The sequence below is a fragment of the Flavobacterium flavipallidum genome, assembly GCF_038289905.1.
GTDB classification, from domain to species: Bacteria; Bacteroidota; Bacteroidia; order Flavobacteriales; family Flavobacteriaceae; genus Flavobacterium; species Flavobacterium flavipallidum.
The window spans coordinates 23,204-24,997 of sequence record NZ_JBBYHU010000045.1 but is presented as its reverse complement, the minus strand read 5'-3'; the positions used below and the strand labels follow the sequence as shown (position 1 = coordinate 24,997).

Genomic DNA, 1,794 nt, shown 5'->3' with positions numbered 1-1,794 from the left:
GGTTCGGTGGTAATTACTCCGGCTGGTGGAACTGCTACATATACTATCACTCCGGCTCAAACTGGGTTAGCTGCTGGTTTACATACTTTCACTGTAACAGATGCTAAAGGTTGTACTACAACGATAGATGTTACAATCACGGAACCTGCTAATGCTTTAACAGCTACTGCTTCTAACCAAGTAAATGTATCTTGTAAAGGTGGTAATGACGGTTCGGTGGTAATTACTCCGGCTGGCGGAACTGCTACATATACTATCACTCCTGCTCAAACTGGGTTAACTGCTGGTTTACATACTTTCACTGTAACAGATGCTAAAGGTTGTACTACAACGGTAGATGTTACAATCACTGAACCTGCTAATGCTTTAACAGCAACTGCTTCTAACCAAGTAAATGTATCTTGCAAAGGTGGTAATGACGGTTCGGTGGTAATTACTCCGGCTGGTGGAACTGCTACATATACTATCACTCCGGCTCAAACTGGGTTAGCTGCTGGTTTACATACTTTCACTGTAACAGATGCTAAAGGTTGTACTACAACGATAGATGTTACAATCACGGAACCTGCTAATGCTTTAACAGCTACTGCTTCTAACCAAGTAAATGTATCTTGTAAAGGTGGTAATGACGGTTCGGTGGTAATTACTCCGGCTGGCGGAACTGCTACATATACTATCACTCCTGCTCAAACTGGGTTAACTGCTGGTTTACATACTTTCACTGTAACAGATGCTAAAGGTTGTACTACAACTGTGGATGTTACAATCACGGAACCTGCCAATGCTTTAACAGCTACTGCTTCTAACCAAGTAAATGTATCTTGTAAAGGTGGTAACGACGGTTCGGTGGTAATTACTCCGGCTGGTGGAACTGCTGGATATACTATCACTCCTGCTCAAACTGGGTTAACTGCTGGTTTACATACTTTCACTGTAACAGATGCTAAAGGTTGTACTACAACTGTGGATGTTACAATCACGGAACCTGCCAATGCTTTAACAGCTACTGCTTCTAACCAAGTAAATGTATCTTGTAAAGGTGGTAACGACGGTTCGGTGGTAATTACTCCGGCTGGTGGAACTGCTGGATATACTATCACTCCTGCTCAAACTGGGTTAACTGCTGGTTTACATACTTTCACTGTAACAGATGCTAAAGGTTGTACTACAACGGTAGATGTTACTATTTCTGAGCCAGAAGTTGTTGTATCTGTAAGCGGAATCGCTACTAATGCTTCTTGTTTCGGTCAGGCTGATGGTTCTATTGCTGTAACTAATAGTCTTGGTTCAACTGTAGTGATAACTAATGTAAATAACCAAGTAGTATCAAATACTGGTTTAGTTGCAGGAACTTATACCCTAACGGCTACCGCTCCTGGTGGTAACGAAGGACAAACTTGTACTGCTACTGCTCAGGTAACTATCTCTCAACCGCAAGTAGCTGTATCTGTAAGCGGAATCGCTACTAATGTTTCCTGCTTCGGTGAGGCTAACGGTTCTATTGCGGTAACCAAAAGTGCTGGTTCAACTGTAGTGATAACTAATGCAAATAACCAAGTAGTATCAAATACTGGTTTGGTTGCAGGAACTTATACCCTAACAGCTACTGCTCCTGGTGGTAACGAAGGACAAACTTGTACTGCTACTGCTCAGGTAACTATCTCTCAACCTCAAATAGCTGTATCTGTAAGCGGAATCGCTACTAATGCTTCTTGTTTCGGTCAGGCTGATGGTTCGATTGCCATAACTAAAAGTGCTGGTTCAACTGTAGTAATAACTAATGCAAATAACCAA

At 42.1% G+C, this 1,794-nt stretch carries 1 pseudogene; it reads left to right on the top strand.

Annotated elements, in window-relative coordinates:
• Positions 1-1,794: pseudogene (locus AAEO59_RS15490) on the top strand (SprB repeat-containing protein); the annotation flags it as partial.